Genomic DNA, 25946 nt, shown 5'->3' with positions numbered 1-25946 from the left:
CATTTGCGATTTGAGATTATTATAAACTAATAGCGACATATTTGTAAATAATAGATATACTATAACGAGTACATAAAAGGCTATAAGGGCGGTCGGCTAATCCTCTGTGAAAGGAGGATGATGCTTATGACAGTATTCGAGACGATGTATCTTATGATCGCATTCGCTACACTCGTGTTACTGATCAAAAAAGACAAATAGACCGCCCCCTGCGATAGGTTCGGTCTATCCTTTGATCAATCTCTCCAAGCTGACCGCTCTTAAAGCGGATGTGTACCAAGGGCGTAGATGCTGATACATCTGCGCTCTTTCTTATTGTAAGCATATCATAGCTGTTTTAGACGTGCAATATGGGGATGCTCTCGACCTCATTTTATCACCTCATTAAAAAGGATGTAGCCAGAAGCTACATCCTTGGATTTATAATTGCAAATTCATTTCAGTAAAAGCACTAATCAATCCGTATAAGGCATTCAAAAATTCAGTAAATTCATAGTTGGGATTTTGTTCCTTGAGACATGAAAGCTTTGCTTCTACCTTCAAGAATTCATCATGAGTTAGGAATCTTCTCCAAAACTCAGGTTCCGCTATATCTAATGTATCTTTCATTTTACCCTCCGTTTGAGGGTCGCCCACTTCTCATGCTGGGTTATGTAGGTTATAATGTGGGTAGGTGGGCGATAGCCCTGTGTGTGATCTCTCCTTTGTGTCTTTGGCGGACTAGGAGAGGTTTTTTCTTTTATGCTGACTTTTGTTGTAATAGATCAATGACTTTTTCACTCCATTTGATTTGATACCCGCTGTGCCCATTTTTCACAAAAGGGAATTCCTCGCCGTACTGCTTGCCTAGATCGGTCAATCTCCACATTTTCTCTGTCTTGTCATCTCCGGTCTTCCTCGATTTTCTTGTGACAACCTCGGAATGTTGGAGACCGAGTTCCTCAAGAAGTTTATTCGCAGCTACAGCGCTTTTCAATCCAGCCTTTTCAGCTATAGATGAGGGATTTAGTATTCCGATTTCATGATTTGCTGCCGGCAAGAGGAGTCTGTATGTCTCCAATGACCGACCCGTTTCTTTCTCCGCTTCGCTGATGGCTGCTGCGTAGGCAATACCTGGCTTGACGCCTGTCGTCTCCGCGAGCAGTTTCGCAAATTTCATATGGTCCTCTGCTCGACGTAACCACGATTGATGTCTGTTAGTTGTTCGTTTTTCTTCCATTGCTTGAAAGTAACCGTCAAGGATTTCGTCATACTTTTCCCAAGCTATATCGTCATCAAAAATTTTCAAAAGTTTAGCATAACCACGTTCCGAAAACACAAGAATTGATTCCGCCTTTGCAGTCTCCATCTTGGTTAAAAAATTGTTATCGACCAAATCGATGACAATCTGATTGAACTCTGGGTTCTTTAAATCCAGATAATCGATACCTATTTTGAATCGATCTTGATTGTTGTTGACAGCTTCGTTTACGTGGAAAGTTTTCTTGTCATGCATTACTGCAATGTACTTCGCCAACAAAGATTTTTTGTTTGGTCCGAATCCTCCAGCGATGTTTGGAACCTTAACACCACAAACTACAGAACTCCCTTTAATCTGAATATCCATATTTCCATTCCTCCTTGTATAACTGCCTAACGCAGTATAGAATAGTATAAATACAACGTTTTGTATTAAATCGCTTCTTCAATCAATTCATCAATGTAGCTTAGTTTGTAGACTGCTTTCAATTTACTGGCCGTATCGATTGTTAGACGACATCTGCCTGATTCAATCTTGAAGTACGATTGTTGCGAAATTCCTAGTTTCTCAGCTACCTCTTTTTGTGACATGAAGTTCATTTTTCTGAGGTATTCTAATCGATTTCTTGGCTTTGCCATTGCTTTTCACCTCCGTTCTGTATTAAATATACTACGTTTTGTAATACTTGTCTACACATTGGAGTGATTTTGTTAATGTTATTTTCAGAACGCCTTCGTTGGCTCAGAGAAATAAAGGGATTAAGTCAAAAAGAATTGTCCGAAAAGTTGGGAATATCACAACAGGGTTACTCGCATCTTGAGACAGGACGCCGAGAGCCAAACTTATCAACTCTATTGTTAATCAGACATCATCTTGAAGAATCAATTGATTTTATTATTGGTTATCACTTTGAAGATTTAAAAGGCGGTTACCTTTATGAGATTTATGTTGAGGCGAGAAGGCAACGGGAAGTATGTGAAGAAGACATCGGTTACTATGAAAAACAACTTCAAAAGCCAGATGATAGAACAGAAAATATTCTAAAAATATTTAGACAAACTAGAGAAGAATTAAAGAAATTGATAATCAAAGAAGAAAAAAGTTTTGAAATGTTTTTTGACCACATTCAAACTATCCCGGGCTTTATTGGAGAAGTTACCAAAAAAGATTATTGGATAAATAAATACGAATCCCATCTCGGTACTGATAAACAATTGAACAATGATTTCTGGGAAGAATTTCGAAATCTATAAAGAATAAATAAAAAGACACCTAATCGCTAGGTGTCTTTTTATTTGGTAAATTAAGATACTACTTCTTTCGCCCAATCAAAAAATCTTCCGAGTAACGGTATTTTATCACCTATAAATTCGTAAAATGATTCAACTTCGAATAAAATAAGTGATCCGAAATACACTATTGCCACCACTCCTAGCATGTTGATGAATATTAAAAAACCGTTTTTTAATTTGACCAACATATTCTAACCTACTCCCTTGTTTTAGGAACGCCCAACTCTTCCATGCGTTTTATGCCCTGTATCCTCAGAAGATTAATTTCACGCTGTATATCACGTAGTTTATCAGCTCTATATTTAGCCGACAAGGTTAAATTACGCAGAGTATCTTTCTTTTCTGTATTTAAATCACTAACCATTGAAGCTATGCTGCCCTTTTTGTGGCTCGTCACTTCGTCGTATGCGTCCTGATACCAACCAGGAAGCGGTATATCCTTCTTCGAATTAGCAGCTTTCGCCTGAGTTGCACTAAGCGCATAGCTGAAGAAGTCGTCAGATATTCGGTTTTTCATAACAGGATCTTCAAGCAGTTTTAATTTAGTAAGCGTTTCGTCCCAGATATTCCCGATAGGATCTACTTTGCCAACGTCAGAGGTCATTGGAAGTCCAATCTTTGCAATATCTCCACCAAATTTCTGTCCCAGATAATCGAAAGTGAAAGCATCAATACCCAGATGCTCAGCGGCCCACTTGCCTGCTGCGCTTGTTGTCTCATTATAGGTTAAGTCAGTAGATAAATCTTGATATTCACGCGGAACAACGTCCCCACCATAAAAGTTCTTACCCACAATTGCCGCGCCTATTGGTTCAAAAACTGAACCCCCCACCGTGTTAGATAACCCTGACGTGAGGTCGATCTTCTTTCCAGGAGATGTAAGCGCAGATAATGGTCCAGCTACATATTTAGGCAGGAACGCATTCACGCCTTCTTCTATGTTTTCTTTTATGTCTGGCATTTTTTTTCCGTCAGTTGCCCATTTATAAAAGTGCAGTATCTGATCGGCAATGTACGCCTCTGTCGGCTCTACTGGGATTGTTCTAAACTTGCCATCAGCAGTTTTTTCAATAGGTATTCCTTTCTCAAAACGGCTGCGCTGTTCATAGTCGGGGTCATTTTTAAACTTCTCATATGCTGCTATCTTAGCCCCGGCCACACCGAGAATTAATGCCGTTGCAGATATAGGCTGCTCTTTAAATCTTTTAACCAACCTATATGTCCCTTGTACGGCTGCGTTGGAATAGGGTAGAACTGCTTCGAGATTGGCTCCCTTTGATCCTCTACGCGACCAGTTAACCGTAGCTTCACGACCAGCATCTACCGCAGCTCTCACAGCTTCAGGATCGCGACTCCATCCTGTTTTTCGCATTTGAGCATTAAACGCAGCTATACGCGGAATGTTCTCCAATGCATCCCCAAGCGCTTTAAGCGGTCTTAGCGGCTGTATTTGCTTAGTTGTCTTCCAGAGATTTCGACCGGATAACAATGGATCTCTTGTGATATCCGAACTAACAGCCCTAATCTTGGAATCGCCCTTTAGATAGGCTTCATAGCCTCCACCAGCCCTATAATACTCACGTGATAAACGACCAATGTCTCTTGCGATAGGAACTGATTCAGGCAGCCAGTCAGCCATTTGACTAATTGCGGCATGGCCTATATCTGCGATGAATCTTTTCTTATCGACCGACTGTGCTGCAGCAATCGGTATATCTCGCAGCGCTAACTTCGCCCCTTGAAGTGGTGCTAAAGCGCCTGTAGCGGATATTTTAATTCCTTTCGATATTACGTTAGCGATCCTAACAATTCCGGCTAACTGCTCCGGCGCAATCCCTTCAACAGCTTTCAAAAGGCTTTCATCATGAACGCGCAGCTTAACTGGATTTCCGTCAAGCATAACAGTGACTGTCGCTTGGCTGCCCCCGGTGGCTTGCTTTGCCCTCTTGAACAAACCGTTCAATTCATCATTGAGCATCGCAGCTACACCATCGGGACCATTTTCCTCAAGCGCTTCGTTTATTGCTTTTAAAGTGGCTTGTTTCATGTCAGAAGTGTCTTCCACGATTTCGATTGCGCCCTTGTATTTGTCCGGATCAGCTTTAACAGCATCGTAAAGCTTTACCATCGCTCTATTCCGCATCATTGCGTTATATGAAGCGCCGGTGCTTTCGATCATGCCTTGTGCCGGCTCGATGATTTTCTTTGTGCTACCTACTGCCCTCCGGATAGGAGCTCTTTGACCACTGAAGCCCGACCTAGACGAATTAAGTGCTATTTTATTTTTCAAGTTTGTCTTGCTGACTTGTCGCATCATTGGCGCGTAGTTCGGATTTGTATTCCGTAGAATGCCAATTAATTCCTTGGACACGATACCGCTTTGCACCCATAAATCTTGGCGGTTTCTATTGAATTGGTTCCAATCCTCACCAAATTGTTTTAACCATGGGTTTCGAGCTTCCAACTGATTGAGCATATTGGCTGCAGCTTCAGCGGTTTGAGGGAACCACGATTCGTTCCCATACACTTTTAAGCCTCTGTCCATGCGGCTAATAGCATCGCGCATAATCACGTACCTATCAGCTATATTCTTAGCTCCACGCGGCACAGTGGCGTATACGTCCTTCAATGACTTGCCTAGCACATTACCCTCAAGATCGACGAATTTATCTTTGATCGTCACATTGGCAAGGTTATTTGCGCGAGTAGAATCCATTGCGGCATTGTATGTTTCTTTGTTGATTTGTTTAAATGGAGAGAAGCGATCAACGATATTATTATCAACATTCGTCACTAAATCCTGAGCCCTTTCGATAAGTGGGCTCTGTTCTTTGGCTCTACTTACTATTTGGGTATCGATCAGTTCCGGACCTCTTGATCCTGGTGTAATACCAATTGAGGAATTACCAAACAGCTTATTGAACCAGTGTTCTTTTGGTGCACTAACCGTGCCGCTACCCACTTCTGATGCAGGATTCCCTCCACCTTGTACTGCATCTTTCGCTAATGCAAATCCTCGCTTAATACCTTGACCAGCAGCCGACAGCAGCGGCGAGACAATAGCGCCTCCTACCGCTCCCAACCCAGCGCTCTTTGCAACCTGACCTAAGTCCGTTTCGCCACGCGTACCACTCAGCGCAGCCCCTTGTAAACCACCCTCAACCGCTCCTGACAATGCTTTTTTAACATACTTATTGGCGTTAGGGGCAAGCTTTTGAGCAAAACCAACGCCGGCTTGAGCAGTTTTAGAAAGGAATCCTCCTGTAATGTTAGACGGATCAGTCACCGCGCCAGCACCCATACCGAGTAAATCCGCTGATTTATCCGCGATTTTCGAACCAGTTGATAATTTAGGTGCAGCTCCTGCAGCTTCCGTATCAACGTTCTGAACATCCCCCATGCCGCGGCTAAACCTGTTAACGAATTTACCAATAGCGTTTAATGCTGTCCAATTCGTGTCGCCTACTAATACTTGATCAACTCTTTGAGCTGCTAAATCAACGGTGTTATCTTTAATCATTTTAAGCGTTTCATTCTGGGGATCTTGTGAATCTATTTTCTCTGATTGTCTCCGTAAGTACGATTCCGTAGCTGTCTCCGTTTTAGGCACGGTTACAACTCTTTCTGATTCAGACAGCTCGCGAACGGACGGTCTTGGGAGGAACGGGTTTTCATCCTTCGGTTCTTTCCTTGTTGAGAATCCGCGTTGAGGGGAGTTACTTCCCCCCGGCTTAGCGAATGGCATGAGTTTCCCTCCTAACGTTGATAAATATTTGTGGCGGCTTGCTTCATTTTGTAGTTATTTATGACGTTTTTCAGAAATGCTTCCTCTGCAGCCGTGTAATAGCCGGCTTTATAATCGGCAGCAAGCGTTTTGAGAGCTTCGTCGGGGCTAATTTGCATCGAATTTAGCTGCTCATCTAATCCAGATATTTCATCTTGGAACGATGCTCGCTGTGGTGATATCGCGGTATTCTTTCCTTGACCCATCACATTTGAAGCAGGTGTTGTTTTATTTTTTAAACTATCACGCTCTTTGCGATAATCGAATTCCTCTCTGTTCAATTTACTGTTAGTGCTAGAAGTATTGGCGTTCTGTTTAGAAATAGCATTTTGGGCCCAATTGAGAGCATTGCCGATGCCGTCTTGCTCCTTAATACGATCAAATTCCGTTTGCCACTGCTGATCAGCCACCTTATCTCTGCCTTGGGTGTATTGGAACATTTTATTCTCAAGAGTCTGCTGTCCGTTGGAAAATTGTCCGATCGCACTGCCATAGTTAAATCGATTTTCCCAATCTTGCTGCGTCTGCGCGGCTGTCTTCTGGCCGTTGTATACCCCACCGAACTGAGCATCATTTTGTATTTGATCCTGTGACTTACCGTATTCGAATTGATCTTCAGCTAGGTTCTGAGCGCGCCCGCCGAGCGTGGCTTTTCCTCCGAACTCGCCGGTCAATTGACCAACATTCAGCCCAAACTGACGCTCAGCAGTTAACAATTCTTTATAAATCGCTCGTTGCCGTTCAGGCGTCAATTTATCGAAGTTCGCAATTTCCGTAGATAGCGAGTTAAGGGTATTGTCTAGTTGCGATGCTCGAGAGGTATCATCAATCGATCTGCCACGCTGCACCTGTGCTAACTGGTAGTTTGTCGCGCCGCTGAAGGGGTTTTTATTTCTTAGCAGCGCTTGGTCTTCGAGAACGCGATTGTCCTTGATAAGCTGATTCGAGTACTCGGCGTTGTTTTTCAGCGCGCCCATTTGCGTGTTGATCGCATTCAGCAATGCCGCTCTATCAAGCGCCGTGGCGTCCGAAGCCTGTTGCTCTAATTGACCTGAACTTTGTGTGCTAGTCATAGGGTCGGCAGATGGCGGCACATAGCCGCCTGAAGGCGTTACAAGTGCGTTTGTGGTCGGCTGCCCTTTGTTGTTGATGTAATCAATAAGCTGCTGCGTGTCCATTCCCTTAACGGCGCTCGCTTCATCTGCGGATAAGAAGCCGTAGTGTTGTTGCGCGTTGTTAGAAGCCCAACCCTTGTTTCCTGCGTCATACTGCTTTTTACTGTAGAGGATTTCATTTAACGCATTGCCGGAACCGCCGTAATTAGTCGTTGAAGCCTCGTTATACTTTGGGATGCCTCCGAGTGGAGTTACAGTTGGTTTCGTTCCTGCCGCTGCTTGGCCGGCTGATACAAAGCTATTACCAGCAGGTTTGGTAACGGGGCTTCCCGTGCTAGTAGGCACATAGCCTCCACTTGGTGTTTTTACAGCATTGCCTGATCCTGCTGGTTTGGCTGCTCCTGCGCTTGCTTGCGTTGCACTTATTGGCTTTAAAGCGTTGTATTGCGCTTGGTTAGCTGAGTTGGTTGGGGCTATTCCGAGACTCTTCTTGCGTTGAAGTTCTGCTGCTACTTGACTAGCTGACATTACTGCCATTGTTCATTCTCCCTTCGTAATACTTCATTTTGATAAGATGACGTGAAAATACCCGAGTCTGCCATGCACCCGGGCGTTTGTGTATTCGTTTCATGATTCGGTGATAGTGATATAGGATCCAATTCATTGTTATTTATCATTCCTTCTCAGGAAATCTATATTTCTTTAAGCTAAAACAGTCGATAAAACTCCTGCGTTATCCACGACTAATTTATATTTAGTCAAGTTTGGAGAATACAATACTACTCCATATAGACTATTTAAAGTCCCAGAATCCGCAATACTAACTGCATTATTAGGAGCCAACGAAGAAAGGGAAAATGGGTAATTAGCGGTGTTTTTAACTCTTATTTTTAGCTTCTGATCTGTGCCAATACAGAAAGTATAATCAGCTATACCGGTTTTCGCTATTTGTAATACATCATCACTAATAGAATTATATAACTTAGTCTTCCCCGTTTCGGGAAAAACACCAACTGCTAAACTACTTCCCAATTGTCCCGCATAATTAACAAATACAAACTTTGTATAATCGTTTGTTGCGCCTAAATCTGATTGAAAATAACCGCCAATTACAGCAATATTTGTTGTTAATGCTCCCGATATTTTTATGCCATACTTACTAACCCCTGAGGAAACTCCTTCGCAGTTAATAATTGACATTCCTGTAACATCAATTAATCTTATAACATCATTAACACTAGGATTAAAAAAACATGAAGTAAGGATAATAGAACTGCCTACATTAATATATAAACTATGACCTGTATTTACTTCAGCACCCGCACTTATCATGCTTAACCTTTTTGCATTTGAAAAATGATAACCATCACCGCCATTACTATCTGATGCTGTATTTAAAAAAGAACAGTAATTAGACGAAATAATATTGAAACCATGTCCTCCGCAATAACTAGCATAGGAATTAATAACGGTTACTACATTGGACGCGCCACTAGTAATCATGCCATCGGATGCACTATTTTGTATCATCACGTTGTCGATTTTCACCACAATACTATTGCCTATAGCTATTCCGTTGTAATGCCCAAATATATCGACCCTTTCAAAAGTACAAGCGATATCTCCCAATCCAACGAAATTATAACCCAAGTTGATCGCTTTTCCGCTCGTAGCGGTGCTGCTCCCGATGATTTGGATATCTCTAAAGGAGATACTAAATGCATTGTGCGTACCTACTTCCGGTGTTTTAAAAGTATCTTCGGTTGTTGTGTTGTTCACAATTATGCTAGCATCTCGCCCAAAACCTTTTACAATCGTTCCCGCATTAATTAGTATGGTTGAGCTTATAATAAACTTTCCTGCTGGAAAATAAAGAATACCACCCCTTACAGTAGCAATTGGGCTTATTCCTGTTGACAAACTATCTGCCGCCGCTTGAATTGCAGCAGTATCATCTGTTACGCCATCACCTTTGGCACCGAAAGATTTAACATCAATCATAATGTCCGCCAACTGAGCATCAACTTGAGCAAACTTTGCCTGCACTGCAATGTCACCGTAGTTCTCTAATAGAGTTGGATCGAGTTGATTTGCTCCTACAGCTCCATTGGCAATTTTATCTCTTGTCACTGCGACATTCGCAATTTTAGGTGTTGTGACCGAAGCATCTGCATATTTTGGCGTGGTGACGTTCGCATCCTTAATCTTCGCTGTTGTGACGCTTTGATCAGGGTGATCGAGTATGCCATTATTTTTGTGACCGGACAAACCATTGCTTGTTATTACGGCCGCATCGTAGTTCTCGTTTACAGCTTGGACGATGGCTCCAATAGCGTCATCCATAACTGCTGGGTTAGCAGCAACGCCGGGCGTTGTGTTGGTATATAGCGCTACAATTGGCGCTGGATTTACATATGACATTTTAACCCTCCTTTACAAAATAAAAAGCCGCCCGTTAGGACGACTTTCCCCAGTATTTTAATTCTGCTTCTTTTCTGGCTTGGACGGCTTCTTCAAATGTTTTATAGTAGCCTAATGCTACTTGTTTTTTATTAATCCGAAAGTTTGCCCTCCACGAATTTTGTCTCTCAACCCACTGAACACCCCTGATCCCAGTTGTGTTGTCTTTTCGAAGTCTAGTATTCCTCGTTTGTTGTTCCATTGTCGCCCATCTGCAATTGGATGGTTCATAGTTTCCATTTACGTCAATTCGGTCTACCGAGAGATTTGATGAAGGTTTATTCCCCATATCTGAAAGGAAAAGTTCAAATGATCTCCATCTATCACAAACCTTTATCCCTCTACCTCCGTATAATTCATAATAACTTGCACTTTCGTTGTAACATCTCGATATCATATTAGCCCAAGCTCTATATTCAACGCTCACTTTATTTTTAGTATGTCCATGAGTTGTAAATCTGGAAGAAGCCAGATCATTCTTTAGGCATCCGCATGACTTCGTGTGACCTCTTCTAAGGTGATTTGATGAAATGTCAACCTGATTCCCACAATCGCAAATGCACCGCCATACCCTGCCATTTCTACAATCTTTTCCTACATCTTTTATAGCCACTAACCTTGTAAATCTTTCATCCGTTATATCGACATATCTACCCATATTAACACCCCTCTAAAAGTGTTCTCTATTCAAAAAAATAAGGGAAGTGCGCTAGAGTGACGCACGTTCGGGAGCTACCCTATCCCTACATTTATTTTACCATATTTTACTACCTTCCGCTAACGCTCCCGAAGAATGCCTCCTTGAGAATAAGAACAGGCTCGTCACGGTTATTGCGCCATCTCCGCTGGAAGTATCGCGCCTTTTTGTGAAATACCAGTCTTCTCGCTTGGTTCGTAAGATCGGTGTAATCCAAGTTGACCCATTCTACATATTCCCATCCAGGAGGAACGCCCCAAATAAATACGGTCGTTCTAATCGCTTCCGCATCATACCGCGACCCGGCGCCGTAGATGATAGCCACATCTAAGGAAGCTGTAACATGCCATTGTTGGGCTTCAACGAGGTAATAGTGTAAGTACGAGTTATCACCAGTGAATTCAAACGAAAGCAGACCGCTGTAAACATCGAAATCCACGGCAGTTCCTGTTGTCTTGCCTATCTGGTTCCAGTCCGTATAAAGATCGTCAGAGAAGGTGTGTAGGAGCTTCAATGCGCTTCCGAAGTAATTTATACCGTTGAACTTCTGAATCACTCCTATAGCCCACGGAAAGCGCCACACGTACCATTCAGAATTTCTTGTGTCATAGCAGAGAATGTAATGTGTCGTGTCTCTGTTGATGGATATAAGCATCTGGCTGCGATCTTGATCAAACCACATGACTGCAGCTTTCTTTTCTGCTTCCGTGAATCCAAACTCATTCATATCAAGCTTGTTTTCGGTTATCGACTTTGTGGAGTACTGCCGATCACCCGTTGATAATGCGGTGACCGTGTAAATCTCATGAACGCCGCTGTCTGATAGATAGGCGACTGTCTCCGTTCCGTCCGGATAGGTGATCCGCGCAATGCCCCGCGGTGAAATGTTGCCGGCCACCGTGTTGAGGAATCGGTTCCCACTGAATCCATTCGCTACAACGCCATCATCGAACAATTCCCCTGTCAAAAATCCCCATCCCCTTCTCATAGGAATAAGGCAAACATTATTGAACGTGATGCCGGGACCTGTGATAATGTCGTTATTTCGAACCCAGCGTTCAAATTGAACTACAGGGAAGTAATCGTAAGTGAATCGTTTGGAGTAATACACCGTATCCGAGCCATCCGTAACGAATATATGACCGCTATGGACCCAGCAATATTTAATGCCGAGCGCATTAATCGTGGTCAACCCATTCGCCGGCGCTGGACCGGGATCGTTTGCAGCTGGCGCAACGTTTTTCACCGCTGTTCCGTTATACTCTTTCACATTACCGCCATCCGTCAGGAACAAAACAGATGTGTTTGCAGCGTCCGTAAATGCCACACTGTACACGTCTGGATTAGCGAATAGGTTAGTCATGGTTATTGCAGTTAAAGACGCTCCTGTGAGCTTATAGAGCGTGTCATCGGACACTGCATATAAATCCTCTGTCGTCTGATTTATTCGATATGTGGTCAAATGGCTAATTACTTCGGGAACCGCCGAACTTATAACTGGCGCTGATCCATCGCGTTTGCCGATCGTATTAATTGATCGCATGCACGCATCGAATGCGCGCCGCTGTGACCCTTGTGGCAGTTGAGCAGGATTGAGAGCTGTGTTCACGCCTAGCGATGGGTAAACCTCCAAGACTAGTTCTTGTACGTCTTCAGATGCCATTTACCCACCTCCAAAGGCTAAATCAACGTCATTAAGACCCGGCACAAATCCACCTGATGAATGGCCCCGCGCATCAACATTTGCTTGTGCTGCTATTTTTAGGTGCTGCTGAGACAACGAATAAAAATGCATTGCCAAACTTTTCGAGTTAGGCAAGCTTTCCACGATTAATGCGGCTGTGTAATAAGCTAATCCCATTGATCCAGCGTCAGGAAATTCAACCGGGCTTGATGTTTGAGCGATCTGTGCAGGATAGGCGATGTAATGCAGCGTGTATGATCCGTTAAGCCCTTTTACGTGAAGCTGCGTGTTAGAAGCCTCGCGCCACCATCCGGCCTTTGTATCGACGAATGAGGTACGTTTGGCACACTCTCGGCCTGTAGGGTCAATGATCCGCAGCGGTGCATACAAGTTCGTGATAGGCTGCGAGCTGGTTTGGAAGGTTACGAATCCGTCTGCGCTGATCGTGAGCGCATCGCTGATCTTCATCACATAAGCGATTTTTGCGAGTTTCCGCAGCGCTTGATTGAGATAGATGAAAATGAATGTGTTCTGCGCGCTGTCCGATCCTCCGATTTCCTCAAGGAAGGAGGCGGCAAGCTTTTTGATTGTGGGGATGAGATCATCTGCGGTTATCATGGATTACCACCCACTTTCCCGAGGTTTTTGTATTCCGATCACTTTAACATAGGCATCTGTCACCTGTTTACGTGCGATATCATAGGACGCTTGAGTTTCCCCTGATTTCATCAATGCGAATTCCATGCCGAGCTTGGCAATCGTCGTCGGCAGTGTATAATACATTTTCTTCAAATAGTATGCGTACAACGGATAATAACGATCTTCCAAGTCAATCGTGTCCGTTATATCATCAAACAATTTTAGATAAGCGTAATAATCAATGAGCAAGGTATCATTTGTGCTGAAGGGCACTGGCACCTCAAACTCACCGTTGTAATATTCATAGACAGGATAGAACGGACGGTTGATGCTTTGATTTAGATCGCTTTGCAGTCTGAATCTACGAAACTCCCTGATGTTAATCGGAAGCCCTGTATAAACTACTGTCGTCGTATCAATTGCGAGTGTCGTCGTGCCTGGTATGAATATCCGCAGCATGAACTCATTTTGGGCAGCATTCGACCAATCCACCACGCTCGACACATCAAGATAATCTTGGATGTCTCTTTCCACAATAAAGCGGATTTCCTCTAATGTTTTAGCCATGATACACCTCAGTACAGCGCGACAATGCCGGTTGCTGTCGTGCCTGTCGCCATTACTTTAATGACTGATATTGGGTATACATGACCAGCTACAACGCTTACGAATGTTGCCGTGCTGCTATCAGGGAAAACAACTGAAATATCCCCCGTTGCTGCTGCCATTAATCCGCGCGTGGCTGCAATAATTGTTGAATTGTTAGGTGTTACTGCTGCAGCTCTTGTATATGGCTCAACGACTACTCTCCCACCCATTACGACACTCCTTTCAAATGCTCAACGATCTGTTCATTGCTCCATTTATTCCATCCCTGCGGCTTGTTAGAGAGAGCCGCCATTCGTTTCATCAACTCAGGCCGCTTTATTTCTTCATCTGCATGCTTTGTCGGTTCCTTCAGCTCTCGCAGAAGGCGATTCGTTTCTCTTTGTTCGATAATCAGGTACATCATCAATTGTTGATCAATACGACTAACCTGTTGCTCAAGTAATTCGATAGGTGGAAGCATAGTAACCCTCCTTATAAATAAAAAAAGGGAGCATTTCGCTCCCTACGCATCAGCCGTCACTCTCAAAATTTCAGTCCCTGCGCCATTTACTTGCAGGATGGCCGTTTTTGTCGCAGCCACTGGCACGGCCGTGCCGCCAGCCACTTTAATGTTTGCAGCTAGTGTTGCGTGGTTGTTGGCCAGCACAATGACTTTCCCTGCGTAATCAGTTACAGGAATGACAAAAGCATTGCTCGCATGGCCCGTTGTTACCTCAATACGACCGCTAACCATTTGGGCAGGTGTTAAGGTCACATCTCCACCCGCAAGCGTCTGAGCGGTCAATACGCCTGTTTGAAGCGTTGCTAATCCATCTAAGTTCATATTCGTGTATCCCGACACGGTTGGTTTTGGCATTTTTTTCACCGCCTAAAATAAAATAGGCACCCTTTCGAGTGCCTTGATACTATGATAGCAACGTTCCTGATAGTCCCGGGTCAGCTTTCAAGATACCATTCCAACGGTTTGGTTTGGCAATCCAGCGGCTGCGGCCCTTGATGATGTTTGCATCCGTTTTTTCATCAACGTATGAACGTACGTTAAGGGGGATGCGATCCAAGAACACAAGACCCTCGTACATTTCCATCCATTTCGCATCAGCGAGGTACCAGGTGTCAGTGCCGGCAGTAATTCCAGCCGCGTTGTTGAGATAAGGGGACATAATGACGTTCCAGCGGCCATATTGGAAATTGAAAGAGTTGTTCGCCGTGTTCGGTGCGCCTTCTTCAGCTCCAATAGCATCAAATACAAGTTTCTTAATGCGAGATTTTGACGGAATAATGATGGTGTCAGGTGAGATATCCATGATGTTGCCGTCATCGTCACGAATGTATTGCATTGCTTCCTCTGCCAGGCAAAGCGCGTCATAAGAAAACGGGTTAGCGATATAGTTGGATTGCGTACCGTAACCGCCTGTTTTGGAAGGGTGATTGGTTGCAAACAATGCAAGATTGTCAGCGCCTTTGATATCGAACACTTTGTTATTGTTACCGAACACCATCGTTGTAGCAGTCCCGGCGTTTAGGATTCCAAGTCCGAATTTTTCACGGCCGCGGTGGTACGACTTCATAAATCCATATGCTTTCTGCTTCACTTTGCCCATTTTCGCATCTTCGACCATCGTTTGAGTGACGCTGAACTGCAATTTCCACTCGTCTGGCTCTACAACTACTGAATGACCTTCTTGGAATGAGGATTCAGGGTAAGCGCCTTGCTCGCCAACCGCCTCGAAGTCACCAAGAGAGGTTTCATAGGTGTATTTCTCAGCAAAATTGCTCGTTTCGTCCATGCAGAAAATTTTATCGATAACCGATTCCGCTTCGAATGCTTCCTTCTGATCGGTAAGCATCATGCGGATTGGTTCCTGGCTCTTTCCAAAGACACTCTCGTTTAAACCACTAGCTTTACTAAAAATCATGCGTCTTTCCTCCTTTTAGGTAACAAAAAAACAGGTGTGCATCAGCACCCTGTTTGATGTGGTTATTGAATTATTGGTTGTAGGCGTATTCCCCGAAGTACTTCTCTTCAGCTTTTAACCTTGCATCTTTGGCTTCTTCCAAAGTGTCGAAATAACCAATGTGTATCCTCTTCTTTTTAACTGAAATATATGCATGCCATTTTTCGTTGGCTTTGTACCACGTAACACCCTTGACCGATGACTTGTTCCTCTTTTCAAGTCTGCGATTCATGCCATTCTCCGTCTGCGTAACGACTCTTAAATTACACTTTCGATTATCAAGTATCTCATGGTTTATGTGGTCTACTACATATCCCTTTTCAGCACCCATGATAACCCTGTGCAACAAAGTCGCTCGTTTCGGAGTGTCACAAATGACATATCCTTGATGTGAGATATACCATGAAAAGTTTTTTATTCTTTCCGCATCATCGGCATCAACAATAAACACAATTCCCTTAGTTGTCGTGAATACCGCCATATCGTCCTTGATTATAAACGGCGTGTTTTTTTTGTGCTTTGACGGAATGCCTAACCTTTTCCTCATGTCAGCAACCGTGTTCTTTGATACCCCATAGATTTCAGCAAGTTTAAGAGTGCCGTATTGCTCCAAGTCACTCTTAAACTGTTCGTCTGAAACCTTGATTGCCCGGCTAGATTTCCATTGAGATTCCATAGCATCACCCCTACTAAATTATACCATAAATTTAGCATTGCGGCTATGGAAAAGGTCAATTAATTATCACCTTCTAAACCGCCCGCGTACGTTAGAAGTCGTTGTCGCCCCGTCCGTTTCTGAAATTTCAAATACTCCACTTGCTGTTGTTGCTGTAACCAGTAGGCCGTCAGTGTGAATCGTTACTTTAGCCCCTTCTAGCGTTACGGCTACGGTAGCCGTTGATTGAGTGGTCCACTCCTGAAGCTCATCCACGCGCCATACAGGAATAATAGCTCCCGGCGTAGCTGCTGCAGCTGTCTTAGCTGCAATAAACTGAGGTGTAGCCGTTGCCCCGCCTTTTGTCAGCTTTCCGCTTGTTTGAACAAGGGATTCGCCTAGAGCAGAGGCTTCACCGTCAGTCATTTGTAAGTATTCGAATGGTAATTCTCCCATACCTGGGCGCATAATTGGGCGAAAGCCCGGTGCGTTTGCCATGTAAAACCCTCCTAATTTGCGTGTTTTTTATGCCAAGCTCGTATTTGTGCGTCTGTTTTGCCTTTATTCAAGGCGCGGTACATGCGCATGGTTTGTTCATCAATCTCAACATGGTCTACCTCGCCGCCTGTTGTAGCGTTAGGAGCCAAATGTTCCTTACTATTCAGCTTGTCGAGCGCTTCTTGCTTAGCAACGGCTTGCGCATTTTGTAAATGTCCATTTAGGATCGTTTCAAAGTGGGCGTTACGGTATGCGGCAAGTGGTGATGCTCCTCTAGCAATCTCGGCTTGCATTTCAGGAGTGTACCAATCAGGACTTGCGCCCGCATCAGCTGCCTTCGAACTTTCTACTAGCTCGGGATACGCCGTATACAATTGGTTCCACTGGTCAACAGCCTGCGCTTGCGTGCGTTCTTGTGTGAACTGCTGTACTTGCTGTTGGGTAGCTTTGTAATTGCGGATCGCTTCGATTTCTTCAGCAGTAAGGCCCGACTCCTCATAGCGTCTCGCGTTTTCTTCCTCGCGCTCCTTCTGTAGCGCTGCTTCGTATTGCTCGACAGTGAATATACCTCTGTCGCCGTATTGCTGCGCTATAAGCTCGTCAGCTTTCTTCGCCTTCGCTTCAATTTCTGCGGCTCTAGCTTTCTCAGCTTCAAGCTGCTTCCGCATCTCTTGAAATGCTTTATTTGTCTCTGAGTCCTGCTTCTGCTTCTCCGGTTCGACGACCTCCGGTTTTTCGGCTTTGTCCGCATCTGCTGTATCAGCGTTAGTTGTATCGTTGGTATCCTCACCGGTGCGAGAGCTTGTGTACTTATCCATTTTTGCGTTAAACTCTCGCGCATCCGCTTCAAATTCTGGCGAATCTTCCAAGCTTGGCGTCCCGTCATCCTCCCCGAATAGTTGAAGGTTGAGTTTCAGCGGAAATTCAGCGACCTTTTCCATTTTGCTGCTTATGTTTTGCATCATTACATTCTCCTTTGCAGTTGTTGCTACGGTCTGCCCCGCGAATTTTTTACTTGCTGCGTAGATCGCCGCCCGTTGTTTTCTTAGGCGATTTTTGATTCTTGATGATGCTGTTTGGTGATTTTACTGTTCCACTCGAAGAGTTTGGAACCTTGTAGCCACCGCCGCCACCTTTACTCATGTCAATCACCACCTTTCGTTGAGATATGCCCAAAATGGCAAGAGAAAAGGCCACCCTACGACTAGGAATGGCCTGTTATACGTATTCGACTAGACGATCCATATTGGCCGCCATAACGTCATATATTGTATCTATATGCAAATGTGCGTTAAGCTCTGCTCGCGTTCCAACATCTACCTCACTCCATGATGTTGCGATATTTCCATCAGGGCATTTGGCAGCAAAAATGAACCCCTTTATCTCGCCGTTCCTTGCATATTCCAACAGCTTCTCCAATGCTTCGACAACATTGTCTTGAGGCGTTTTGAACTTCACAATATTAGCCATTCCCTGTACCTCGATTCGCTATAGCATGCACCTTCTGTTGTTCAATCATCAGCTTTGCGGCTTCCAGTTCCCTTTGCGCAGCCTTGTCTTCCACCGCTTGTTGCTGTTCAAACTGCATGCGCTGAGATTCGTTAGCAGCGTTAGCGGCATCCGCTTCAGCTTGCATATTGGCTTGGCTCGTTTGTTCAAGCGCGCCTTGCAGTTGTTGATTCTCGCCACCAGCCTGTTCTAACTGCTGTTGCAATTGCTGGATGATTTGTTCCATCTGCTGCATTTGTTGCTGCTGATCCATCTTTTTATCCCACTGCTCTTTAATCTTGCTCGCATTAGGGAATTGCAAGCTTTCAAGCACAGTCCATAATTGCTGTAAGTCCATTGCTTGGGCGCCGAACAATGCCATCGTTTGTTCATAAAGGAACATCGGGTCTTTCGGCAGCCCGTAGGCCCCGTCAGTCCCAAAAAGGAAGTCCATATTCCAATACAGGTTGCCTCTGCGGTCTCGCTGTAACAACAGATACTTGTCAAACTCTCCGAACAAATCACCGCCCGACTCGTCTGTTGCCAGATATGGGCGAATCTCGTCATAAAATGCGACTTTGAATTCGAAGATGATCTCGAATAATTCTTTGAAATGGATCGCTTTATTGAACTGCTTAGACTGCATGCGCCCACTCGCTTGCTGTACCTGTATCTGCTTGGCCTTGCCTGACTGCGCTGTAGGGTCTTCCTTGCCTTGGTAACTATTCGTTATGCCTAGCATGGATTGAGCGACTCTGTACTGTTCCTGAACGAACTGGATGTCTTTGCTTATGTCTGCCGTAAGGTCTAGCGTCTCGATCATAGCCAGTTCCGGCGCCGTTCCTCTTACAATCTGGTAGATCGTGTCGTTTATGTCGAAAGTGTTGTGCGTATCAAGGGCTTTGATGATTGTGCCACCCTTTACCAACTTTTCCTCCATCTTGTGCACGACACGTTTAATTGAATCCTGCTGGTCACGAATGACATCCAGGTCAGATTGTCCCCCAAACGCAAAGTTTCGCGGCACATTGATTCTCACGCTCACCGGGTATCTTTGGGGAATGAAAAAAGGAACCTTTTCGCCCATTCGAGCAATTACGGTTCCATCTCTTCTCACAATATCTCTATCCAGTGTTTCTTCTTTCAGAATTTGACCATTAAGGCGACGATAGAAGAACTTAGGTAAATCCTCAAGCTCAGTGTCATTTATAAACACATACTTTCCTATGTCACCATCTTCATCCTTGTACCAGCAAACGATCTCCGTAAGTGGCTCTTCTTCCTCTGCACCTTGTGACCTTTGCGTCACAGCGCCTGAAGCAGCTTGATCCGTATCGTACAAGCGTGTATTTTCGGGATACTGTTCTTCCTCGCCTGTCATATCCTTTTTGTACCGTCGCTTAACATAGTCTTGTGTCACATCAGACAGAATGAAAAAATAGTCCATCTTCTGCAAGTTATATACTTTTGGTTGTGTAACCAGTTGTTTCGGATGCCGTCCGATAAGCTCTATTTCGCCCCTGTAAAGGTGGTGTTTGAAATTTGGGTTCCAAGCTACCTCAATTAGCGAAAAGCCCTGTATCGGCGTTATACGCTCGTTACGATCATTAATAGATTCAATATCCGACTCTTTCAAATCGCTGGCAATGGAATCAGATATCATTTGCGCATCTTGTTCAAAGCCTTCACGCTTGCTTTTCACTGTAGGCATCGGGATCTGATTGTTAATCTGTGACTCGGTGAACTCGTAAATGATATTGTAGATGTTGTTCGCTTTCTTGGACGACGTTGTCGTGGCGTTAACGTTCTTATCTACCGTCCGATCACCTAAGTACAGGTATTCGCGCTTATCCATCTCCGATAGTTTCTGACCACTCTTGGCAGCTTCTAACCGGTTCTGCCATTTAGAGAGTTTATCTGACTTCATTGCTTGCTTGTAGCTACGTTTCACTCGTTTCATCACATCCTTTATGAGTCCCATGCAATCATCCCGCCTTTATTCCCCACTTGTTAAGCATGTATTGTTTCATATCCGGCGATGCCTTGCGATAATCTTCTTGCAAGTCCGGTGGTAAATCCTTTAGGCTTGGCTGCGACTTCGGTAATCGCGTTGTTTGCTGTCCTCTTATCGCAAGCGTAATCGCATACGCCATAACAAGGTCATCGTGCTTGCCTGCCAACGCTTCCGGCCTTCCCTGCTTGTTCTTCACGAACGTTAGCATTTCCCTCAGTGTCTGAACATGGTGAATAAGGTGTATGTGCTCCCTCACGTACTCCACTAATTCAGAGATAATGGCGTTACGGTTCGTCATGCCAGTCAGCCATCCGAATATCATTTTGATATCTTTGCCGATGGTGTGCATATCTTGCCTCATGTACATTTTCGGGTAGTTTAGTCGTTCCAGGTTCGTCACAATGCCGGGGTTAAAGTTAACTTCCGGCCCTAACAAAGCATTGTTGTAATACTTACCGAATTTAACCAGCTCTTCAGCGTATAAGTCCACGTTCATGTGACCATGTAAGACCGCCACTTGCTCCAATGTGATGTTGTCCAGCATCGGCGCTGCGTCATAGTCTCCACCTTCGACGCCCTGTGCTACGTCATTGCCGCTAATGTAAGGCCTATCCTTCTCCGGATGCTTAAATACAGTGATCCATCCACGATCATCAGGAACGAATTTAACAGCGTCCTCGCCATCGTAAACAAGACTCCCTTTCTCACCAACTGGATTGGCTTCGAGTTGCCGGATGCGCTTGATAACAATTTCGTTGTTGAACACTGGCGTGCCAGTCGTTAGGAAAGCTTCTTCAGCACAACAAGGGTACTCCTGTTTGAATAGGTTCTCGTCGCCGTTCAACTTATCCTTGATCGTGTTTCTACGCCATTGAAGTTGATCGTTATCGAGATTGTAAATCTCTTTGATTTCTCGTTCGTATGGCGTCAGCTCAAAGCCTCTATACGGCGCTCTGTATCGCGGATTCTCATACCAAGCAACGAACAGTGGTACAAAGTTGTTCTTGCCTTGTTCGGCATTATCCCAAAGCTCTTGAAAGTAGTTCATGCCCTTAGCTGTAGATTCAACAATAACGATAGCGCCAAAGTCAGGCACCGATTGCATGATTGAGGTCATGGTCTCTTCTGGCTTATCCCACTTGGCAAGCTCCGAGATATGCAGATAGTTGATGGTGTACGAAGATCCGGCGTTTAGGTTCTTTGCCGTCTCCACCAAAAACTTATTTTGCAATCCAGGATCGTTTTCTTTGCTGATCGGCTTGCTGTCGTCAAACCGAGGATTTTCGAAGAGTATACCTTTACCCCTGCTCGGCCTACGCTTCGGCTTGATCGCCTGCGGCATGTACTTGTAGAATCTATCAGCCATGTCGTTGATCGTTACCGCCGAATCTTCATCAAACGATACGATCATTGCCACTTTGTTGAAACTAAAGTTAAGGTCATGAAAAAAAACGCCCTCAGTGGCTGTTGAGAAGCCAAGCTGACGCGCTTTTAGGATAATGATATATAACGTTGGTCGCTTCGTTTCGTCCGGCTCAGATTCTTTCCAGTCCTCGATAATCTTAATGAGTCTTCCTTGAGCATCATTCGTTTCAAATGGCGTTATCTGGGCTTCCTTGTTTCTGATCTTCAAGCAGCTGCGAAAGTAAAGCTTGTAGTCACTAACCAATTCTTTTAAAGCGCTCATTTAATCAACTCTCTTAACTGATCTTCAAAGCTCAGTCCTACATCTGCTGTTTTACCTCCAGTCATCAGCGCGTGTTTATCATATATCGTGCCAATGTAAGTGGATATCTGGCCCAATGGAATGGTCGAGAGGTTAGTAATTGCATTCTGTAATTCATGCGCTCTTTTTGGATCTAAATCACTGTCGCCAATCGAGTCTGACAACTCATCGAGCTTGTCCGATGCTTCCAATGCCAGTTGAATCCGTTTATCAGCCAAGCCCAATGCCTTATCCATGCTATTCCATAGCCGGTCAATAAACTCGGCTCTTTTATGTTCTCGCAAACTCTCAATTTTATCAGGCTCTTGTTTTGAGAGGGTGTCCACGGTTGCCCACGATACTTTGCATCTCTTTGCTATATCGTTCTTACTTAGTCCGGTAGCAAGGAGCGCTTTGATCTCTTCACGCTTCTCGTCACTCAATGCCATCAATCATCATCCTCTCTTCCAAAATATGCCCATATCGCAATGCGCCATAAGATTAAGTTACATACCGCATAAATACTAATAGCATCTAGGTCTGACATACTCCTGTACAGTAACAGCCGCCATTCATTGATGCGTGGCACTTGCTGTTCGCTCCAGTTGGATACGTTCCTTTATCAATTCCTGTAGTCGTATACGGGGATCGTTGCAACGTTAGCCAGTCTGGCGTTTTACCGAGTGGGGGTTTGATATGCACTCCCTCTCTCCTCAGATCGTCCATTCGCTTCATGTAATCCACCAACTCGCTCGGCGTTCCTTCAACCTCTATACCGTTAATGGTCGCTTTCATTGTTTCATCTCCCTATAACGAAACTAAAATAGTTGTTGACGTTTGTTCAACAGTCATGTTATGATGTATCCAACAGCAAGAGACACGATACACCAACAAGCCGCAATAGCGGATGAGGAAAAGGAGATCATTCACATGACAAACATCAACCAATTGCAAGAACTAGTTCAATCCGGCATTGTAATCAGCGAGCACAATGGAATCATCTACGCTGACCAAGTAGAAGAAAACGGCGACGAATTCCGCTTGACAGAATCTGCAGATATTAACGAAGTTGAAGAATACCTCAGAAACCAAGGTTTGTTGTCGGGAAACTAATCCCCCCACTGGTCGGTCATAAGGAAGCATGCGAAATACTTGGCTGGGATTATCCTAAAAATCGTACGATGATCAATACTTATCTCAGCCGCGGCAAATTCCCTTTACCGATCCAAACACTGGCTAGTGGGCCTATATGGACTAAAGAACAAATAGAGCGTTACCGCGACAGCCGCCAATAAAGGCGGTTTTTGTCTGTTTAAACGAAAAAGAAGCCTTTCGGCTCCTCTGTCGCGCTGGATTGTTCTGTTATATGTGAAGTGCAAGGGGCACGATTCACTGTAATAATGCAAATGAGATATAGCGCACTCACCATATCCCACTTGCATTTAGTTCATCCGGCATGAATGACCTATAAGTAGAGTAACACAAATTGTCTACGCCGGATTGTACGTTCTTGTACAGTTTATCCTATCTTCGCCGTTTCTTTTACTCTTTTCAATCGGCTGCTGATCCTCGCTATCCAATCGTATGAGTACTTCAGTTCAGTAGCTATTGCCGCGATTGTCTTACGCTCCACATCACGCATATAAGCAACTCTGTACTCCAGTGTATCGAACTTGCTCATCCGTTCCTCCATGCGTCTCTTTGCTTCACGCTTGAGGCTTAGAATGTCCATAACATCATCCATTGAGGCTTGAACGGTTTGTACCATAGGCCATATAAGGTTTAACGGTGTATCGTCAGAGTTTCCTCCTGGCATTCCGCTGTAACTGGCAACAAGCTTCGTTCTCGGGCCATTTGCGAACATACGCCTTTGAATGATCCGCAGTTCGCCTTCTAATCCGTGCCTTCTTATTTCGAGTATTTCAATTTCATTGCACAGATCGTTGTACGTTCTATCCCAATCGAAGTTACTCATGCCGGATCCCCCCTATTTAGTTTTGTTGTTAAACTACTTGCCAATCCTCTGCCAGAACATCCGGAGTGCTTGCATTCCAACCTGGTTGCCATTTACCTTGCGCGGTGAACATTGCGAAATACGGTTGACTATCTAACGGTGTATCCTCGCCAATGTGTTTCGCTGTGCGATCGTTTACTTTTGCTCCAGGTTCTTGTGTGCTAAATGGCGGAAGCTTTAGTTCAGGCATTAGTACGATAAACATCCCCTTGCCATTCCAACCTGCACGACCAACCTTTTTCCCAACTTTCAATTCCTCTACCGCTGCTCCAAAGTTCATATCCATTCTCCTTTGTTTAGAGCGCCCCGATTGGAGCGCCCTTGTGTGATTAAATTACTCAGCTAAATCATATGTGGCTTCGAATATGTGGCGTTTGCACGGGTAACGATTTTCTCCATCCTGTTCCTTAATGAGATAGTCCCCATCTTGCACGTCTGCCCATCCGCTGATTGTTTTTATTGCCGGTGAAAGAATTGTTTGACGTGTTGTATCAATGTCAGAAGACATTTCATACGTATGTCCTTCGTCTGGATATTCAGTCTCATACACTGAGAACCCATCTTCCATACCTTGGCCACCAATGAATATTTCTGCCTCCACGACTATTGGCTTCTTCCGATACTTTGCCATTATGCTACACTCCTTTGCGACTGTTTTAGCTGCGCTACTTCTTGCTTAAGCTCTTCGAATTCTGCCCGAGTAACCGGCGCATCGCCTTCGTGTAGAGCTCCGTATTCAACCAATCCACCGGTTGCCCCTTCACCCTCACTGGGAGTCACTAATGGGGGAGCGACCAATGCCAAATCCTGTATAGCGGCTGCAGCAGCTTCGGCAGCTTTTTGAGCTTCAAACTCTTGGCGAAATCGCGCAGCATCCTCTTCGCTTAACTCGCGGTATTTGCCAATCTCCAACCTTGGAATGATAATTTCGTCGCCTGTCTCAACGAGGTTAGCGCGGTAATTCAGCTTCCGTAGGTCGTCTTCCCATTGCTTGTTATAAATGGCCGGCTTAGCAGCATGCAGTTGTTTCGCAATCTCCGCCAGGTTCGTGTTAAGATTTGTCGCTGTTGGTTTGTTTTGAGATTCTAGTTCTGTACGCATCGAGACGTTATCCGCTGTTAAACGGGCAATTTCCTCTTTCGCGTTTTCCAACTCTCTTGCGGCTGCATCGCGGCGTAATTCCATATCGGCCAGTTTATCCGTTAATTCAAGCGCGCGTTTGCGGTATTGCTCGAGCTCCGTTATTTGATCTTCAAGCGAATCAATTTGTGATTTGTAACTCGCATCAATGGTCGCCTGCTTCTGGGCCCGATCGCCTTCACGCAATTGCAGCCATGTCGAAATCATTTGATACTGCGTTTCTCCCAAACACAATTCGCGAAGCGTAAACGTCATTCCCTCGATAGTGATATTTTCGAATTCGCCGAATAACTCACTTTGCGCTGTCTGTGCAGCCAATTCCGCACGGAGCGCATCCAGTTTCGCTTGCTCTTCCTCATGTTTCGCCGTCCTTGGATCAAGTTGACTTACTACGTCTTCCTGTGCTTGGATATCCTGTTCTAATTGATTCATTTTAACCCTCCGTTTGTCATAATAATCTATACTTATTATAGCATGAAAACCATCGATAAATCCAGTAACCACAAGGCTTTACAGCGATCATTAACAATTACTTTAAGTCATCAACCGTGTCACAAAAATCCATGTCATGGTCAGGCGGATCCCTCAACTTTTTCGCCTCCGATACATCTCGACATTCGGATTTATTCTTACACCTTATGGACAAATACAATACTCGGCTTGTCTGCGGCAATGATCACACATTTCGATATCCTCCAACAGGTTATGACGCTCATTCACTAAAGCCTCTAACTGACGCTTCATGTCATCTGTTAAATCCGATTCATTAAAATGATCAGGCTTTGTGATTAATTGATTAAATTGAAATGATCCGTCATCTTCATCAACTTCAAATTGGACTTCGTATGCAAGAGCATCTTCGTCACCTTCTTCTGTGAATTGCCCAAGATAACCGTAAACGATACTGATAAAAAAATCGTAATATTCAAATTTCATAGCATATTCCTCCTCATGATC

The 25946-nt window shown here is 44.5% G+C and carries 31 protein-coding genes; 3 read left to right on the top strand and 28 right to left on the bottom strand.

Annotation, left to right across the window (positions count from 1 at the left end; all coding sequences use genetic code 11):
* The first annotated feature begins 117 nt into the window (after nt 1-117).
* Nucleotides 118-201 carry a putative holin-like toxin gene (locus AC2TDN_RS07445; protein WP_484687583.1) on the top strand — a complete coding sequence of 28 codons (84 nt, stop codon included), beginning with the start codon at nt 118-120 and terminating at the stop codon, nt 199-201.
* Between the two features lie 219 nt (nt 202-420).
* Here AC2TDN_RS07445 and AC2TDN_RS07440 read toward each other — a convergent pair whose 3' ends face one another.
* From AC2TDN_RS07440 to AC2TDN_RS07430, 3 genes are all read right to left on the bottom strand, one after another.
* A complete protein-coding gene (locus tag AC2TDN_RS07440) occupies nt 421-609 on the bottom strand; it encodes a hypothetical protein (RefSeq protein ID WP_484687494.1) in 189 nt (62 codons plus the stop codon).
* 130 nt (nt 610-739) lie between these two features.
* The gene (locus AC2TDN_RS07435; RefSeq protein WP_484687493.1) at nt 740-1606 is read right to left on the bottom strand and encodes an ORF6N domain-containing protein; all 867 of its coding nucleotides are present in this window, start codon (nt 1604-1606) and stop codon (nt 740-742) included.
* 65 nt (nt 1607-1671) lie between these two features.
* Entirely contained in the window at nt 1672-1878 is a 207-nt protein-coding gene (locus AC2TDN_RS07430; RefSeq protein WP_484687492.1) for a helix-turn-helix transcriptional regulator, read from the bottom strand.
* Nucleotides 1879-1953: 75 nt separating this feature from the next.
* On the opposite strand from AC2TDN_RS07430, the gene AC2TDN_RS07425 reads away from it, so the two are divergent.
* Nucleotides 1954-2493 (top strand): helix-turn-helix domain-containing protein, encoded by a 540-nt coding sequence (locus AC2TDN_RS07425; protein ID WP_484687491.1) that lies wholly within the window; start codon nt 1954-1956, stop codon nt 2491-2493.
* Nucleotides 2494-2728: 235 nt separating this feature from the next.
* Here AC2TDN_RS07425 and AC2TDN_RS07420 read toward each other — a convergent pair whose 3' ends face one another.
* The 20 genes from AC2TDN_RS07420 to AC2TDN_RS07325 form a co-directional block, all read right to left on the bottom strand.
* On the bottom strand, nt 2729-6277 hold the full coding sequence (locus AC2TDN_RS07420; RefSeq protein ID WP_484687490.1) for an LPD38 domain-containing protein: 3549 nt from the start codon (nt 6275-6277) through the stop codon (nt 2729-2731).
* 11 nt (nt 6278-6288) lie between these two features.
* Nucleotides 6289-7968 (bottom strand): hypothetical protein, encoded by a 1680-nt coding sequence (locus AC2TDN_RS07415; RefSeq protein ID WP_484687489.1) that lies wholly within the window; start codon nt 7966-7968, stop codon nt 6289-6291.
* 165 nt (nt 7969-8133) lie between these two features.
* Entirely contained in the window at nt 8134-9852 is a 1719-nt protein-coding gene (locus AC2TDN_RS07410; RefSeq protein ID WP_484687488.1) for a right-handed parallel beta-helix repeat-containing protein, read from the bottom strand.
* Nucleotides 9853-9886: 34 nt separating this feature from the next.
* Nucleotides 9887-10549, bottom strand: coding sequence for a hypothetical protein (locus AC2TDN_RS07405; protein ID WP_484687487.1), 663 nt, complete (start codon nt 10547-10549; stop codon nt 9887-9889).
* Between the two features lie 109 nt (nt 10550-10658).
* Nucleotides 10659-12251, bottom strand: a complete 1593-nt coding sequence (locus AC2TDN_RS07400; protein ID WP_484687486.1) for a hypothetical protein — start codon at nt 12249-12251, stop codon at nt 10659-10661.
* Entirely contained in the window at nt 12252-12890 is a 639-nt protein-coding gene (locus AC2TDN_RS07395) for a hypothetical protein (protein WP_484687485.1), read from the bottom strand.
* A gap of 3 nt (nt 12891-12893) precedes the next feature.
* Nucleotides 12894-13478, bottom strand: a complete 585-nt coding sequence (locus AC2TDN_RS07390; RefSeq protein ID WP_484687484.1) for a hypothetical protein — start codon at nt 13476-13478, stop codon at nt 12894-12896.
* Between the two features lie 8 nt (nt 13479-13486).
* Nucleotides 13487-13729 (bottom strand): spike base protein, RCAP_Rcc01079 family, encoded by a 243-nt coding sequence (locus tag AC2TDN_RS07385; protein WP_484687483.1) that lies wholly within the window; start codon nt 13727-13729, stop codon nt 13487-13489.
* Nucleotides 13729-13980: a hypothetical protein gene (locus tag AC2TDN_RS07380; protein ID WP_482066570.1), complete on the bottom strand. Its 252-nt coding sequence runs from the start codon at nt 13978-13980 to the stop codon at nt 13729-13731. Before AC2TDN_RS07380 ends, AC2TDN_RS07385 begins: the two co-directional genes overlap by 1 nt.
* 42 nt (nt 13981-14022) lie before the next feature.
* The gene (locus tag AC2TDN_RS07375) at nt 14023-14376 is read right to left on the bottom strand and encodes a hypothetical protein (protein WP_484687482.1); all 354 of its coding nucleotides are present in this window, start codon (nt 14374-14376) and stop codon (nt 14023-14025) included.
* Between the two features lie 49 nt (nt 14377-14425).
* The gene (locus tag AC2TDN_RS07370) at nt 14426-15436 is read right to left on the bottom strand and encodes a phage major capsid protein (RefSeq protein ID WP_484687481.1); all 1011 of its coding nucleotides are present in this window, start codon (nt 15434-15436) and stop codon (nt 14426-14428) included.
* A 70-nt stretch (nt 15437-15506) separates the two neighbouring features.
* Nucleotides 15507-16151 (bottom strand): HNH endonuclease, encoded by a 645-nt coding sequence (locus tag AC2TDN_RS07365; protein WP_484687480.1) that lies wholly within the window; start codon nt 16149-16151, stop codon nt 15507-15509.
* A 66-nt stretch (nt 16152-16217) separates the two neighbouring features.
* Nucleotides 16218-16628 carry a hypothetical protein gene (locus tag AC2TDN_RS07360; protein WP_482066567.1) on the bottom strand — a complete coding sequence of 137 codons (411 nt, stop codon included), beginning with the start codon at nt 16626-16628 and terminating at the stop codon, nt 16218-16220.
* Nucleotides 16629-16639: 11 nt separating this feature from the next.
* Complete coding sequence (locus tag AC2TDN_RS07355) at nt 16640-17593, bottom strand: hypothetical protein (RefSeq protein WP_484687479.1); 954 nt, start codon at nt 17591-17593, stop codon at nt 16640-16642.
* A gap of 46 nt (nt 17594-17639) precedes the next feature.
* Complete coding sequence (locus tag AC2TDN_RS07350) at nt 17640-17771, bottom strand: hypothetical protein (RefSeq protein ID WP_482066565.1); 132 nt, start codon at nt 17769-17771, stop codon at nt 17640-17642.
* Between the two features lie 75 nt (nt 17772-17846).
* Entirely contained in the window at nt 17847-18098 is a 252-nt protein-coding gene (locus AC2TDN_RS07345; RefSeq protein ID WP_484687478.1) for a hypothetical protein, read from the bottom strand.
* Nucleotides 18091-20097 carry a hypothetical protein gene (locus AC2TDN_RS07340; protein ID WP_484687477.1) on the bottom strand — a complete coding sequence of 669 codons (2007 nt, stop codon included), beginning with the start codon at nt 20095-20097 and terminating at the stop codon, nt 18091-18093. The genes AC2TDN_RS07345 and AC2TDN_RS07340 overlap by 8 nt, the downstream gene beginning before the upstream one ends.
* A gap of 4 nt (nt 20098-20101) precedes the next feature.
* Nucleotides 20102-21817: a terminase large subunit gene (locus AC2TDN_RS07335; protein WP_484687476.1), complete on the bottom strand. Its 1716-nt coding sequence runs from the start codon at nt 21815-21817 to the stop codon at nt 20102-20104.
* Nucleotides 21814-22284: a hypothetical protein gene (locus AC2TDN_RS07330; RefSeq protein WP_484687475.1), complete on the bottom strand. Its 471-nt coding sequence runs from the start codon at nt 22282-22284 to the stop codon at nt 21814-21816. The genes AC2TDN_RS07335 and AC2TDN_RS07330 overlap by 4 nt, the downstream gene beginning before the upstream one ends.
* A gap of 85 nt (nt 22285-22369) precedes the next feature.
* Nucleotides 22370-22630 (bottom strand): hypothetical protein, encoded by a 261-nt coding sequence (locus AC2TDN_RS07325; protein WP_484687474.1) that lies wholly within the window; start codon nt 22628-22630, stop codon nt 22370-22372.
* Between the two features lie 135 nt (nt 22631-22765).
* Between AC2TDN_RS07325 and AC2TDN_RS07320 the strand changes: the two genes are divergently transcribed.
* Nucleotides 22766-22948 carry a hypothetical protein gene (locus AC2TDN_RS07320; protein WP_484687473.1) on the top strand — a complete coding sequence of 61 codons (183 nt, stop codon included), beginning with the start codon at nt 22766-22768 and terminating at the stop codon, nt 22946-22948.
* Between the two features lie 406 nt (nt 22949-23354).
* Here the strand turns inward: AC2TDN_RS07320 and AC2TDN_RS07315 are convergent, their stop codons facing one another.
* The 5 genes from AC2TDN_RS07315 to AC2TDN_RS07295 all read right to left on the bottom strand — a co-directional run bounded on the left by AC2TDN_RS07315 (nt 23355) and on the right by AC2TDN_RS07295 (nt 25925).
* Complete coding sequence (locus tag AC2TDN_RS07315) at nt 23355-23810, bottom strand: hypothetical protein (RefSeq protein WP_484687472.1); 456 nt, start codon at nt 23808-23810, stop codon at nt 23355-23357.
* 28 nt (nt 23811-23838) lie between these two features.
* Entirely contained in the window at nt 23839-24129 is a 291-nt protein-coding gene (locus AC2TDN_RS07310; RefSeq protein ID WP_484687471.1) for a DUF2829 domain-containing protein, read from the bottom strand.
* A gap of 54 nt (nt 24130-24183) precedes the next feature.
* A complete protein-coding gene (locus tag AC2TDN_RS07305) occupies nt 24184-24480 on the bottom strand; it encodes a hypothetical protein (protein ID WP_484687470.1) in 297 nt (98 codons plus the stop codon).
* Nucleotides 24480-25421, bottom strand: coding sequence for a hypothetical protein (locus AC2TDN_RS07300; RefSeq protein ID WP_484687469.1), 942 nt, complete (start codon nt 25419-25421; stop codon nt 24480-24482). Before AC2TDN_RS07300 ends, AC2TDN_RS07305 begins: the two co-directional genes overlap by 1 nt.
* 204 nt (nt 25422-25625) lie before the next feature.
* Nucleotides 25626-25925 (bottom strand): hypothetical protein, encoded by a 300-nt coding sequence (locus tag AC2TDN_RS07295; protein ID WP_484687468.1) that lies wholly within the window; start codon nt 25923-25925, stop codon nt 25626-25628.
* Nucleotides 25926-25946 lie beyond the last annotated feature (21 nt).

It is taken from the genome of Paenibacillus sp. Y660, assembly GCF_057221575.1.
The sequence above is the reverse complement of the archived record's forward strand: the minus strand, read 5'-3'. Positions and strand labels throughout refer to the sequence as shown.